Below are 13,766 nucleotides of genomic sequence, written 5' to 3'. Positions count from 1 at the left end.
ATCCGGGGTGTCCGAAAAGACATCGACCTTCAACCGAACCCTCTTCCGACGGCGTGCAAGGAGCGGCAGGGATCGATGATCAGCCGATATTTTCAGCAGGAGCTGGCGCAGCTGAGAGAGCTCGGTGAGGAGTTCGCCCGGGCGCACCCTGCCGTCGCCCCCATGCTCGGCGGGGCCGGCGCGGACCCCGATGTCGAGCGCCTCCTCGAAGGCGTGGCCTTTCTGACGGCCCAGATCAGGGAGAAGATCGAGGACGACTTCCCCGAGATCATCCATGAGCTGATCCAGCTCATCTGGCCGCACTACCTGCGGCCGATCCCCTGCACCACCGTGATCGCCTTCAAGCCCAAGCCCATGCTCAAGCAGCCCCTGATCATCGCAAGAGGCGCCCAGATCGCGTCCGTTCCGGTCGAAGGGACGTCGTGCCTCTTCCGAACCTGCTGCGACGTGGAGCTCCACCCGCTCCACCTGCTGGAGGCGTCCTATATCGAAGCGGCGGGCCGCCCGCCCGCCGTCCGCATCCTCCTCGAGCTGCGGGGCATGAAACTCGCCGATTGGGCCCCCCGCACCCTGAGGCTCTTTCTGGGAGGCGGGTATGCCCAGTCAGCCGACCTCTACCTCCTGCTGCGCAGAAGCCTCCACCGGGTTTTGCTCACACCCGCGGAGGGAGGCGCATCCTGTACCCTCCCGCCGGATGCCCTGCAGCCCGCCGGGTTTTCCCCCGCAGAGGCGCTCCTCCCGTATCCGCCGCATTCCTTTCCGGGCTACCGGATTCTGCAGGAATACTTCATCCTCCCGGAAAAATTCTGCTTCCTGAACTTGAACGGCTGGGAGCACTGGCGCGATCGAGGTCCCGGCGACCGGTTCGAGATCGTGTTCGAACTGGACCACACCCCGTCACCCCCTCCCAGGATCCGCAGGGAACATGTCGTCCTCGGGGCCGCCCCGGCCGTCAACCTCTTCGACCACGACGCGGATCCGATCAGGCTGGACCACCGGACGACCGGCTATGCGGTGCGCCCTTCCGGCGCCAATACCCAGCACTACCAGGTCTACGACATCCAGGAGGTCATCGGGGTGGCTCAGGGAAGCGCCCGGCAGCGCGTCTATCAGCCCTTCGAGGTCTTCAGCGCCCACGGAGGACCCGTGCCGGTCTACCAGAAGGTCTTCCGCCCTTCCCCTGTCCGGGCCGGGTACGACGTCTCCCTGTCGGTGTCCTATCCCCCCGGAGAGGGCCTGCCTGCGCCGGAGACCCTCTCCATCCGTCTGCTCTGCACGAACGGAACCCTCCCGGAAAACCTGCGTGCCGGGGACATCGCACTGCCGACCAGCCGTTCGCCCGAATTCGCCGAGTTCGCCAATATCCGTCCGCCTGCGCCCAACATCCTGCCGCCGCTCGGCTCCAACCTCCTCTGGCGCCTGCTGGGGCATCTGTCGCTCAATTACCTCTCCCTGCAGAAGCCCGAGCATCTGCGGGCGCTGCTCGAACTCTACATCTTTCCCCAAAGCCGGGACCGCCGTGCGGTCCTCGCCAACCGCAAGCGCATCGAGGGCATCCAGGGCATCCACGTCCTCCCGGCCGACCGGCTGATCTCGGGCATCCCGATGCGGGGTCGCCACATCATCCTCCAGATGCGTCAGGACCACTTTGCCGGAGCAGGAGACCTGTTTCTCTTCGGGTGCGTCCTGGATTATTTTCTTGGCGTCTATGCCTCTCTCAACACCTTCACACGGATCGAGATAGAAGAAGTCCTGAAAGGAGAACGTCTGCAATGGCCGGCCAGGGTGGGAGACCGTTTTCTGATCTGAAACACGCCCTGATCGAGGAAGGGCAGCGCTTCGCCTTTTATCAGGTGATCCGGCTGCTGCGCACGCTGCAGCGGCCTGGACCGGAAGGGCGAAAACCTCCCGCGGATGATGTCGGAGCCGTCAGGATCCGGCCGAAGCTCGATCTGGCCTTTCCGCCAGCCGATGTGGACCGGGTCGAAGAACTGCGCCCCGATGAGCAGGGGCGGCCCATCTACCGCGTAACCGCCAACTTCCTGGGGTTGTACGGCGTCTCTTCGCCGCTGCCTGTCTTTTACACGGAGGATCTCCTGGATGAGGCCGATGCAGAGGAGTCGGTCACCCGGGATTTCGTCGACGCCGTGAATCAGCCCTTGTTCATGCTGCTCTTCAGGGCCTGGATGAAAAACCGGCTGTTTCTCCAAGTCAATGAAGAGCGAAGCAGCGACGACCTGGAGCGGCTTTTCGCGCTTCTCGGCCTCGGAGAACCGGTTCTCCGAGATGCCATGCCGGGGGCCTCCGGCCTGCTCCGCTACCTCGGGCTCCTCACGCAGTTTCCCCGTTCGGCCCTCGGCCTCGCGTGCCTTCTTGGGGACGCGCTTCACGGCATCCCGATGGATATCGTCCCCTGCATCCTCAGGACCGCTCCCATCCCGCCGGATCAACGCCTCTCGCTGGGATCTGCCGGAAACGCGCTCGGAAAGACCAGCTATCTGGGTGAAACCGTGCAGGACCGGATGGGACGGTTCCGCATCCGCGCAGGCCCCCTCGACGCTGCGTCCTTCCTGGCGCTCCTCCCCGGCGGGCGCGACTTCGAACGACTGAGGTCATTGATGACGTTTTACGTGACGGAGCCCCTGGAATACGACCTCGAACTGGTACTCGCCGCCGGCGAGGCCAGGCCGGTCTGCCTCGGAGGTCTGGCCTGGGCCCGGCTCGGGCTGGACACCTGGACCTTTTCGGGCGGCGTGGTGGAAGAAGCCAGCGTGCGGTTCTTTCCCGAAAGGCTTCCAATCCCTGCCGTCCACCCGCCTCACACCGGCACGGAGGCCGGCGGGAGGCGCAGTGCAGCGGAGAATCGTTGAAAGGGAAGTCATCACGGCCACGAGATAGCCGCAACCAGATCGACATTCGTCGATGGAGGGTAAACCCATGATCACGGTCGATATCAAGGCCCTGTTGGGACGATTGAACCGGCACTGCACCCGCTGGCTCGAGGGGGCGGCCGGCTTCTGTGTCTCGCGCACCCATTACGAGGTCACCGTGGAGCATTTCCTGGCCAAGGTCCTCGAAGAACCCCAGTCCGACCTGGCCCTCATCTGCCGGTGGTTCGACATCGAGCCGGGCCGCGTGCAGAAGGCGGTCACCGGGACCATCGAGTCCTTCAGGACGGGCAACACCGCCAAACCGGTGTTTTCCCCCCTGTTGATGGAGCTCTTTCAGGACGCCTGGTTGACGGCCTCCGTCGACCTTGCCGAGGAGCGTGTGCGCTCGGGTGCCATCCTCCTGGCCTTCCTCAAAAAGCCCACCCAGTTCGCCACAGGGGCCTACGTGGACACCCTGACCGGAATCGGGAAGGATGCGCTGCAATCCCAATTCTGGACCATCCTCAAGGGGTCCGCCGAGGCGCCGCCGGGGGCGAGGCCCGAACCCGGCGAGGAAAAAGCGGCGGGCGAGGCCACGGCGCTGGCACGCTTCTGCATCGATTTCAGCCGGAAGGCGGCCGCCGGGGAAATCGACCCCGTCTTCGGGCGGGATCGCGAGATCCGTCAGATGGTGGACATCCTGGCGCGCCGGCGCAAGAACAACCCGATCGTGGTCGGCGAGGCAGGGGTGGGAAAGACCGCCGTGGTCGAAGGGCTGGCCCTGCGGGTCGTGGAGGGTGACGTCCCCGAGATCCTTCGGGACGTCTCGGTCCTCGGGCTCGACATGGGGCTGCTGCAGGCCGGAGCCGGTATGAAGGGCGAGTTCGAAAACCGGCTCAAGGCGGTCATCAACGAGGTCAAGGCCTCGCCCAAACCCGTCGTCCTCTTCATCGACGAGGCCCACACCCTGATCGGCGCCGGCGGTACGGCCGGGGGGAGCGATGCGGCCAACCTTCTCAAACCCGCCCTGGCCCGCGGGGAGCTGCGCACCGTCGCCGCCACCACCTGGTCGGAGTACAAGAAGTACTTCGAGCGCGACGCGGCCCTCGCCCGGCGGTTCCAGCTGGTGAAACTGGACGAACCCTCCGTCGAGACCGCCGCCCTGATCCTTCGCGGCCTGAAGCCGAAATACGAAGAGGCGCACGGCGTGGTCGTGCGGGACGACGCGATCGCCGCCGCAGCCGAGCTGTCGAGCCGCTACATCTCGGGCCGGCAGCTGCCGGACAAGGCCGTGGACCTCCTCGACACGAGCGCCGCGAGGGTAAAGGTCCTCCTCTCGGCCAAACCGGATGTGATCGAAGATCAGGAGCGCCGGATCCAGGCCCTCGAGCGCGAGCAGCGCGCCCTCGAACGGGACCGGCTGCACGGGATAGCGGTCGACCCCGAGCGCGAGGCCGCCATCGCCACTGAACGGCAAGGACTCCAGCAGAATCTGGCGGCCCTCACCGAGCGTTGGCTGAAGGAGCAGGAACTCGGACGGGCCTTGATCGCCTGCCGCAGGACCCTCTATGAGGTCGCAAGCGGGATGCTGCAAACCCCGTCCGTGCCCGAAGCGCCCTCCCCCGGGCCGCCGGGGCCGGCCGAAGGCGGCACGCCTTCTCCCCCGGGGCCGGCGGGTGCCGGCGCTGAGCCTGCTGGGGCCGATCAACCGAGGGTGGAGCAACCGACCGAGGAGGCGCTCCGCGCTGAAATGGCCCGCCTCATGACCGACCTCGAGGCCCTGCAGGCCGGCGCGCCCCTCGTGCGGATCGAGGTGGACCCGGACGTGGTGGCCAAGGTCGTGAGCGACTGGACCGGCATCCCGCTCGGAAAGGTCATGCGCGACGAGGCACGCAACATCCTCGACTTCGAAACGCGGCTCCAGGAGCGCATCAAAGGCCAGGACGAGGCCCTGCAAACCATCGGCCAGGTGATCAAGGCGGCCAAGGCCGGCCTCAAGGACCCGCACCAGCCCCTCGGGGTCTTCCTGCTCGTCGGACCGAGCGGGGTCGGAAAGACCGAGACGGGCCTCGCGGTCGCAGACCTTCTTTTCGGCGGGGAACGCTTCACCGTGACGATCAACATGAGCGAGTTCCAGGAGAGCCACACGGTCAGCCGCCTGATCGGTTCGCCTCCGGGCTACGTCGGATACGGCGAAGGCGGCGTGCTGACCGAGGCGGTTCGCCAGCGCCCCTATTCGGTGGTGCTCCTGGATGAGGTGGAAAAGGCCGACCTCGAGGTCATGAACCTCTTCTATCAGGTCTTCGACAAGGGCATGCTCTCCGACGGCGAGGGCCGCGTGATCGACTTCAAGAACACGGTCATCTTCCTGACGAGCAATCTCGGAACGGACGTGATCACGGAGATGTGCACCGCCGGCGAACGCCCGGCCGTGGAGACCCTGATGGCGGCTATCCGGCCGATCCTGAGCCATCACTTCAAACCGGCGCTCCTGGCCCGGATGGCCGTGGTGCCTTTCTACATCCTCGATCCGGAGATCATGAAGGACATCGTGGTGCTCAAACTGCGTAAACTGGCTAAACGCCTGGCGGAGACCCACCGGATGCAGCTCACCTACGACCAGGCGGTCGTCGATCAGATCGCCGCGCGCTGCACCGAGGTCGAGACCGGGGCCCGGAACGTGGATTACATCATGAGCGGGACCATCCTTCCCCAGCTCTCGCGCGAGATCCTGGGGGCGATGGGGGCCGCCGCCCCGCCGGCCGCGGTCCACATCGGCCTGGCCGAGGACGGGACCTTCCGCATCCACTTTGGAGGAATGGAAGATGACTGATCGGGATCACCGCCGCTTTCTGTTTCGATCGGAGGCCCTGGCGGAAGACGCCTTCGAGGTCGTACAGTTCAGGGGGGTGGAGGCCGTGTCACGGCCATACGAGTTCGATATCACCCTGGTCTCGGACGACCCCGAAATCGATCTGCGAACCGTATTGCGCAGCCCGGCTGCACTGACGATTCTCCGCCCCGAAGAGGAGGAGGCCCGGGTGATCCACGGCGTCCCGGCCCGCTTCGAGCAGTTGGAGCAGGAGGACGTGCACGTCTTCTACCGCGCCGTCCTGGTGCCGAGGCTCTGGCAGGCGGGTCTGTACCGTGAGAACCAGCTCTTCCTGGACAAAACGGTCCCGGACGTCCTCGAGGAGATCCTGCGGCAGGCAGCCCTGACCGGCGACGATTACGAACTGCGCCTGACCCGCAGCTACCCCCAATGGGAGTACATCTGCCAGTACGGCGAAACGGACCTCGACTTCATCAGCCGATGGATGGAACGTGAAGGGATCTACTATTATTTCGAACAGACGGACGCCTTCGAAAAACTCATCTTTACGGACAGCTCTTCCAGCCATGCAGCCATCCCCGGCGGGGCGGTGGACTACCGGCCGCCCTCGAGCCTGACCGCGCGCGACCAGGAGGTGGTCCGTGCGCTGATCTGCCGGCAGCGGATGCTGCCGCGCCGGGTCATCCTCCGCGACTACAACTACCGCCGCCCGGACCTCGAACTGCGCGCCGAGGCGGAGGTCGACGCCGAAGGTCGCGGGGACGTGTATCTCTATGGTGAACATTTCAAAACCCCCGAGGAGGGGAACGAACTGGCGCGCATCCGGGCTGAGGAAATCCTCTGCCGGGAACAGATCTTCACAGGGGAAAGCCTCCTTGCAGCCCTCGCGCCCGGCTTCCTCTTCGAGCTCGCCGGCCACTACCGCGACAGCTGCAACCGGCGGTTCCTGCTGACCGAACTCGAGCACGAGGGGAACCAGGCCGGCGCCCTTTTCGGCGAGGGCCACCCCAGGGCAGAGGAGCCATCGCTCGTCACCTACGTGAACCGATTCAGCGCCCTTCCGGCCGACGTGCAGTACCGCCCGGAGCGCACCACCCCGAAGCCGCGTTTTTTCGGCACCATGAGCGCCCGGGTCGATGCCGCGGGCGACGGACAATACGCGGAGATCGACGACGAAGGGCGCTACAAGGTGCGCCTCGCCTTCGACCAGAGCGACCGAAGAGACGGCCGTGCCTCGCGTTGGGTGCGGATGGCCCAGCCCTACGCCGGGGCCGACTACGGGATGCATTTTCCGCTACACCGCGACACGGAGGTGCTCCTCACCTTCGTCGGGGGGGACCCCGACCGGCCCATCATCGCCGGTTCGGTGCCCAACCCGGAGACGGCGAGCCCCGTTACCTCGGAGAACCAGACCCAGTGCATGATCCGCACCGGCGGCGGCAATCAGATCCACACCGAAGATACCGACGGCAAACAGCTGATCAAGCTGCAGACCCCCACGGCGCGCAGTTCCATCCGCATCGGCGCCCCGAATCCGGGAGATGGCCCGACCGGCGTGATGATCTTCACCGAAGGATCGGAGCACGTCATCGTGCAGGGGCACCGGGAACTCACCGTGGATCAGACGGACACCGTCAGGGTCACCGGAGAGCGGACCAAGCGGGTGGGCCAGAATGAAAACATCACCATCACGGGCGGCCTCAACATGAATGTGGGCCAAGGGGTGATGACCACCATCGAGGCAGGGGGCGAAACGCACGACGTCACGGGGGGCCGACATGTCTTCCTCGAAGGCGAAGAGGTGCGTACAGTCTCGAGCGGACGGCACGTGACCGTCGAGGGCGGCGGCGAGACCTACACCGTCAACGGCGGGCGGGAAGTCACCGTTTCGGGCGGGGATACGCACCGCATCACGGGCGGCGATACGAGCACCATCACCGGGGTGAAAAGCCTCACGGTGAACGGCACGGACAACTACACGGTCAACGGACCGCGCACGATCACGGTCAACGGACCCGAGGCGCGCAACATCGCCCTGCTGGACAACATCGTTCAGGGCTTCGAAAAATCGATCAAGCTGGCGGCCGCGATCGAGATCTTCATGGGATTCAAGAACGAGACGAAGCTCTCGCTCGGCCTCGAGCAGAAGGCGATCGCCATCAGCCATGCCGCCGTAAACCTGGGCAAGGACGGCATCAAGTCCGACAACGGCAAGATCGTCCTCGGCGAGCGGGTCCTGCTCGACAACCGCATCGCCAGGATATTCGCGTGAAACAGACAGAAAGGCCCACTGACCGGTCGAACGAATGAAAGTGATCAAACCCCTGAAACTCGGACTGCTCTACAGGACCTTCGAGGCCGGGGAGCGCTGTTACCTCTCGACGGGGCTCCTCACCTTCTTTTCGTTCGCGGCATCCGAACCGGTGATCGAGACGGAGATCGATCTCTGGAAATACGCTGCCAAGGCGCTCGGCCCCGAGGCCGTGATCGACCTCGGAATGCCGAAGGCCAGGGGCGAGGTTCTGATCACCGGCCGCTATTTCGCCCCGGACGGCGCCCCGACCCCTGCGGGCCGGGTCGCATGCGGGCTGGGCGCGATCCGGAAAACCCTTTACATCTTCGGCGACCGCTTCTGGCGGCGCGGTCGAAGCGGGGCGTGGGTGATCACCGATCCGCTGCCGATGGCCCGGATGGACATCATGTATCCGAATGCCTTCGGCGGCGAGGGGTATGCCCCCAACCCGATCGGGAAGGGAGCCGCGCCCGTGGCATCCGGGCAAGGAGACCCCGCCTGGCCGCTGCCCAATATCGAGGACCCGCGCCGGCTGATCGGCTCCCAGGCGGACCGCCCGCCGCCGGCCGGGTTCGGGCCGCTCGATCTGACCTGGGCCGAAAGGTTCTCCAAGGCCGGAACCTACGACCAGGAGTGGCTCCAAACGCGTTTTCCGGGTTTCGCCGCCGACATGGACTGGACGATCTTCAACGCGGCGCCGGCCGATCAGCAGATCGAGGGGTGGTTCAGCGGTGATGAACCCTTCGAGATCGATCACATGCACCCCGACCGGCCCCACCAGCAGGGGCGTCTGCCCGGCATCCGCCCGCGCTGTTTCATGAACCGCATGGCGGGACCGGATCCTCTGTTCGAAGAGATCCCGGCCCATCTCGAAACGGTGTGGCTCTTCCCCGAGGAGGAAAAGGGCCTGATGATCCACCGCGGAGTCGCCGAGGTGGCCGACCCGGACGCCGACGATGTCCTGCACCTCTTGATCGCCTTCGAATCGATGGCGGACGCCCCACGCCCGGACGAACACTACCGCCGGGCCCTCGCAAACCGGCTGGACCCGGAAAAAGGCGCCTATTACAGCCTGCGCGAGACGGACCTGATGCCCGACGGGGAGCGCTCCGGTCTGGCCCTGCTGATGGAGGAGAGCGAGGAGGGGCAGCTGCAGGCGAGCGACAACATCCTGGCCGGGCGGCTGCAGGAAAAGGCCAAAAAAGAGGCCGCCGAGGCGCAGGCCCGGGCGGCCGCCCTGGGGCTCGATCCGGCGGCGGGGGAGCCGGACGCCATGCCGTCAGAGGAGCTATCGTTCGATCCGACCGACATCGACGCCGTGATCGATCACCTCGATGCAATCCTGGCGGAGGCCGAACGCCGTGAAGCCGAATCGCTCTCGAAGACTCGGACCCTCCTGCAGGAGCTCGGGTTCGAGGGTGAAGCCGCATTGAAGGAAGCCGCGCAGAGCGGCGGCGGCCGGCCGGCCTTCTCCCCGGAGGAGACGATTGCGCGTCTGCGCGAACTGGGTCTCGACAACCCGGAGCTCGAGCAGAAGCTCCATGATGCGAAGGCCCTCCTGGATCAGTCCTACCGCCGGTACGGGCAGTATTTTCCGCCTGCAGACCGGCCCGCGGCCGGCGATGCAGCCGGTCTGCGCGCCCTGGTCACGGCGGGATTCGAGCGCGGCGATTCCCTTGCCGGGATGGACCTGACCGGCGCCGATTTGAGCGGCCTCCAACTGGCCGGCATCGATTTGAAGAACGCCTTTCTCGAAGGCGTGGACCTCTCGGGTTCCAACCTTCAGGGGGCCGATCTCAGCGGCTGCGTCCTCGTGCGCGGCCGCCTGGCGGGAACCCGTTTCACCTCCGCCGAAATGGAGGGCAGCAACCTCGGCGATGCCGAGATCAGCGGGGCGGACTTCACCGGGGCCGATCTGCGTCAGGCCGTATTGACCCGGGCCCGGGTCAGCGGGAGCGTTTTCAGGAAAGCCACGATGGACGATGCCGACCTGTCCGAGACCGTGATGGACGGCGTCGACTTCAGCGGGGCCGCCATGCCCAAGGCCCGGTTCATCGAGGCCCGGTTGTCCGGGGCGCTCTTCGCCGGGGCTGTGCTGCGCGAGGCCCTTTTCTTGAACACCACCTTGCAGGAGGTGGATTTCAGCGAAGCGGATCTGACGGCCGGGGTGCTCGTCGGGGCGCAGTGCGAACAGGTCTCCTTTCGAGGCGCGGATCTCAGCCGGCTCTGCACGGCCGGTGAGAACGCCTTGAACGGAGCCGGCTTCGAGGGGAGCCGTTTGGCCGGTGCGAACCTGCGCGGCCTCGATTTGTCCGGCGCCCGCCTGGACGGCGCCGATCTCAGCCGGGCAGACCTCAGCCAATGCAACCTGCAGGGGGCGAGCCTCGCGAGGGCGAAGGCGGTCGAAGCGCGGTTCGTCAAAACGGACCTGACCGGGGCCGACCTTTCCGGCATCAACCTGCGCGAGGGGTCGCTCCAGCGGGCCTGCCTCTTCGAGGCCGGCTTGCAGGGTGCGAACCTCTATGGCGTGGATTTCATGAAGGCCCGGTTTCGCAACACGGACCTCCGGGGCTCTCTGTTGAGAAAGGTCTTCCTGGATCGATGGATCAAGAAACGCCCATGAATCTGGACGAACTGATCGCACGCATGCGCTCCTATCCGGGGCTCAAGAAGACCGCGCCGGTCCGGCCGACCCGCGCCGATCTGGAGCGGCTCGTGCAGTTGGGCGAACTCGTCTGCCACGCCGACTGCAGCGGAATGGACCTCGAAGGGGCGGATCTCAACGGGGGGATCTTCGAGCGCGTCTCGTTTCAAGGCGCCCGCCTCGAACGGGCCCGTCTGAGAGAAGCGGTCCTGGTCGACTGTGACCTTTCCGGTGCCGCCATGGGCGGGGCCGATCTGCACCAGGCCGTCCTCGAAAAGGGGCGGCTGATGCGGACCGACCTCCGGGGGGCGGATCTGACCGACGCCCATGTCCTGCACTGCGATCTCGGCGATGCCGATCTGAGCGGCGCGGACCTGCGGGTCGTGAAGGTTATCGAATCGGACCTTTCGGGAGCCACCCTGGCAAGGGCACGGCTCCATCGGGCCGCCCTCTACGAAACCCCCCTGCGCGATGCCGATCTGAGCGGCGCGGAACTGGAGCAGACGGTCTTTTTCGGAACCGACCTGCAGGGTGTCAGGCTTGCAGGCGCGCGTTTCCTGCGGGCCTTTTTGAAGGATGCCGTATTGACCGGCATGGACCTGAGCGGTATGGACCTGGCGATGACGCAGTTCATCGGCGCCGACCTCAAGGGCGCCAATCTGGCCGGGGCCGATCTGACCCAGGCAAGCTTCATGGAGGCCGATCTTTCGGGCGCCGTCCTCGACCGGATCCAGGGGCGCTACGCGATCTTCATGAAGGCGCAGATGGCAAAAGCCTCCCTGCGCGGCGCGTTTTTGCTTCAGGCCTCCTTCGAAGAGGCCGACCTGACGCTCGCCGACCTGTCGGGGGTCCAAGCGGCAGGCGGCATTTTCGTCAAGGCCTGCTGCCGGGCTGCGCGCTTCACGGGGGCGGATCTGACCTATGGTGATTTCAGCCATGCGGACCTGTCCGGGGCGGACCTGTCCCGGGCCGGCCTTTACCGCACGAACCTGCACCGGGTTGCGGAGAATTACACGCTGTGGAACGGTGCCGACCGCGCCGCCGCGCTCCCGACGGACGCGGACCGGGCCGCGGCGGAAGACTGGCAGCCCACCCCCGGCGACCCCAAAAACCCGATGCGCAAGGGCCCCTGATCCACAGACAACCCCAGGTCGCCAAGCGGCGGCCACGACGACCGGTGCACCGAAGGAAGGAAGCGCCGGCCCCCAGGAGGGAACGACCATGGAAAACCTCGCCGCCAGAAGCGGCCCTTTCCCCGTCTTTCAGGAATATGGAAAGATTCAGAAGGTCCAGGCGGACGGCTGCCTCGTCGAGACCCCGTCCGGGCTGGTCCAAGCCAGGCAGGCTGTGGGCTGCCTGATCCGTCCGCAGCCCGGCGACAAGGTCCTTGTCTGCGCCGATCCGGACGGCGCTGCCTACATCCTTGCCGTGCTGGAGCGCCGGCAGGACGAAGGGCTGGAGATCCGGTTCGACCGGCCGGCGGCGATCCGAGTCTCTCAGGGCCGCCTGAGCCTCGTCTCCCAGGAGGGCATCGATCTCGGCACTAACCAGGACATCCAACTGGCGGCTTCCACCCTCGAAGTGCATGCGGCCCGCGGGGAGATCACCATGGATCGGGGCGCCTTCCTCGGGTCCTTTCTGGAGATCCAGGCGGCCCGGGTCAAGGTCCTGGCGGGCGTACTCGAATCGGTGGCGGAGCGCCTCACGCAAAAGGCCAGGCGCTCCTACCGCGTGATCGAGGAGTCGGAGCACGTCAAGGCGGGCAGCCTCGACTATTTCGCCCGAAAGTGGCTTTCCTTCAAAGGCCGCTATGCCATGTTGACCGCCCGGGAAGACGTCAAGGTGGATGGGGAGAGGATCCACATCGGATAGGAGGGCGCGATGTTCGCCAATACGCAGATGATGGGGATGGATATGGCCTTTCCGGATGTGTGCCTGACACCGGCGCCTCCCGCACCGCCGATCCCGGTCCCCTATCCCAATATCGCCATGGGCCCGACCGCCAACCCGGGAACGGCCTGCAAGAAGACCTTCATCATGTGCATGCCGGCGCACAATCTCGGCACCATGATCCCCATGACGAACGGCGACAACCCCGGCGTCTCCATGGGCGTCGCCTCCGGGACGGTCATGGGGCCCCAGCGCCACCTGACCGGGGCCTTCACCGTGCTTTTCGAAGGGATGCCCGCGACCCGGCTGACGAGCGCCAGCATCCAGAACAGCACCAACGCCCCCGGGATGCGCCTCGTCCCGAGCCAGACGAAGGTGATCCTGCTCGCACCCTGAAAGGGGCCGGCGAAGCAATCGCGACAAGAGCGGCAAGGACTTCTGAGGTGAGGCGGAGAGGTCCCCCAGCCGGAGGTTCGCAGCGCTCCTGCAGGTCCAAAGGAGGAACCCGCAGCCCCCGGCAGAGATCAAAGCCCGCGGAGGATCTCCTCCCGCTTGCGGCGGTATTCGGCCTCGGTGATAAGGCCCTTTCGATGGAGATCCTGCAGGCGTTCGAGCCTGGACTCCGCGGGGTCACGGGACAGGCCGCCTGACGTACTCACCGAGGCGAGGGCCACGCGCTTCCTGTCGCGCGGATCGATCTTGACCTCGACCGCCGTTCCCGGCTGCAGAAGCGATGCCTGAAGCCGGGAGACGACCGGAGTGGCCCGGGCCTGATAGGACGCACCGCCCTCTCCGGGGCGGATCTCGAGCAGCAGGTCGACCTTGGGGTTGCGATTGACGGTGGTGCCCGTGTCCAGCGCGTCGAGGATGACGGCCGAGGCCGGAAGGCCCCGCTTCTGGAGCGCCCGGTCATGCAGAATCGGGCGGAGGACACTCCAGTATACGGCCCCGCAGATGCCCGTAAACACGAGGGTGAGAAGAATCCCTTCGAGCGGCGAGAGGACGATGACCACAACCAGGCTGATCAGGGCGCAGAGGATGCCAAGGGCCGCGATGACCAGACCGATACGGTGTTGATTCATGGCGTCTCCATGTGTCCATCCGGAGGCATCGGTTGAAGGCCGGAGGGCTTCCAGCAAACCTGAAAACGGAGATACCCTGAAACTATAACCTTCCTCCCGCGCGGTAGAAAAGACAAAAAAGCGGGGTTTGCGGTTTTGTAGGCAATGGAAAGGC

Annotated in this window: 9 protein-coding genes; 8 read left to right on the top strand and 1 reads right to left on the bottom strand. The window is 65.9% G+C overall.

Annotation, left to right across the window (positions count from 1 at the left end; genetic code table 11):
• Positions 1 to 75 precede the first annotated feature (75 nt).
• The 8 genes from tssF (at position 76) to H567_RS0108100 (ending at position 12,926) form a co-directional block, all read left to right on the top strand.
• Positions 76 to 1,809, top strand: coding sequence for a type VI secretion system baseplate subunit TssF (gene tssF / locus H567_RS0108135; RefSeq protein WP_028321018.1), 1,734 nt, complete (start codon positions 76 to 78; stop codon positions 1,807 to 1,809).
• Entirely contained in the window at positions 1,773 to 2,870 is a 1,098-nt protein-coding gene (tssG, locus tag H567_RS23790; protein WP_051184622.1) for a type VI secretion system baseplate subunit TssG, read from the top strand. The genes tssF and tssG overlap by 37 nt, the downstream gene beginning before the upstream one ends.
• Before the next feature lie 67 nt (positions 2,871 to 2,937).
• Positions 2,938 to 5,703: a type VI secretion system ATPase TssH gene (gene tssH / locus H567_RS0108125; protein WP_028321017.1), complete on the top strand. Its 2,766-nt coding sequence runs from the start codon at positions 2,938 to 2,940 to the stop codon at positions 5,701 to 5,703.
• A complete protein-coding gene (locus H567_RS23785) occupies positions 5,696 to 7,975 on the top strand; it encodes a type VI secretion system Vgr family protein (protein ID WP_051184621.1) in 2,280 nt (759 codons plus the stop codon). The genes tssH and H567_RS23785 overlap by 8 nt, the downstream gene beginning before the upstream one ends.
• A 34-nt stretch (positions 7,976 to 8,009) precedes the next feature.
• The gene (locus H567_RS0108115) at positions 8,010 to 10,619 is read left to right on the top strand and encodes a DUF2169 family type VI secretion system accessory protein (RefSeq protein WP_028321016.1); all 2,610 of its coding nucleotides are present in this window, start codon (positions 8,010 to 8,012) and stop codon (positions 10,617 to 10,619) included.
• Complete coding sequence (locus tag H567_RS0108110; RefSeq protein WP_084517038.1) at positions 10,598 to 11,773, top strand: pentapeptide repeat-containing protein; 1,176 nt, start codon at positions 10,598 to 10,600, stop codon at positions 11,771 to 11,773. The genes H567_RS0108115 and H567_RS0108110 overlap by 22 nt, the downstream gene beginning before the upstream one ends.
• 88 nt (positions 11,774 to 11,861) lie before the next feature.
• A complete protein-coding gene (locus tag H567_RS0108105; RefSeq protein ID WP_028321014.1) occupies positions 11,862 to 12,512 on the top strand; it encodes a DUF3540 domain-containing protein in 651 nt (216 codons plus the stop codon).
• A 9-nt stretch (positions 12,513 to 12,521) separates the two neighbouring features.
• Positions 12,522 to 12,926 carry a DUF4150 domain-containing protein gene (locus H567_RS0108100; protein WP_028321013.1) on the top strand — a complete coding sequence of 135 codons (405 nt, stop codon included), beginning with the start codon at positions 12,522 to 12,524 and terminating at the stop codon, positions 12,924 to 12,926.
• Between the two features lie 128 nt (positions 12,927 to 13,054).
• On the opposite strand, the gene H567_RS27070 is transcribed toward H567_RS0108100, so the two are convergent.
• The gene (locus H567_RS27070; RefSeq protein ID WP_153306097.1) at positions 13,055 to 13,612 is read right to left on the bottom strand and encodes an SHOCT domain-containing protein; all 558 of its coding nucleotides are present in this window, start codon (positions 13,610 to 13,612) and stop codon (positions 13,055 to 13,057) included.
• Positions 13,613 to 13,766: the final 154 nt, after the last annotated feature.

Source organism: Desulfatiglans anilini DSM 4660 (assembly GCF_000422285.1).
In the GTDB taxonomy this organism is placed as follows: Bacteria; Desulfobacterota; DSM-4660; order Desulfatiglandales; family Desulfatiglandaceae; genus Desulfatiglans; species Desulfatiglans anilini.
Note: the sequence above shows the minus strand (reverse complement) of the source record. Positions and strands in the feature narration are given on the sequence as shown.